This is a genomic window from Cedecea sp. B1(4), assembly GCF_059414925.1.
Genome location: NZ_JCAHMZ010000113.1, coordinates 1 through 282, shown reverse-complemented (window position 1 = coordinate 282; position 282 = coordinate 1). Strand labels below are relative to the sequence as shown.

The window sequence follows — 282 nt, the reverse complement described above, 5'->3', positions numbered from 1 at the left end:
TTTTTTTTTTTTTTTTTACTCTATTTTTTTTAATTGTTTTGTTGGTTTTATGTTTTTTGTTTTTTTTGTGTTTTCGGGGGGCGGCCACTTCGGTTTTTTTTTTTTTTCGGGGTGTTTTTTTTTATTTTTTGGTTTTTTAAAATTTTTTTTTTTTTAATTAACCGCGTCAAATCCCGTGTGTTTATACAAATTTTTTTTTTTTTTTTACGGGGGTTTTTTTTTTTGTTGTTGTTGGGTTGTGTTTTTTTTTGTTTGGTGTTTTTTTTTTTTTGGGTTTGGGGT

General features: G+C 25.5%; 1 protein-coding gene. It reads right to left on the bottom strand.

All coding sequences use genetic code 11. The features are described 5' to 3' along the window. Window positions 1-47: 47 nt before the first annotated feature. Window positions 48-282 (bottom strand): hypothetical protein (locus tag ACR6JA_RS22285; RefSeq protein ID WP_494599580.1); only part of this gene is annotated, 235 nt, incomplete at its 5' end.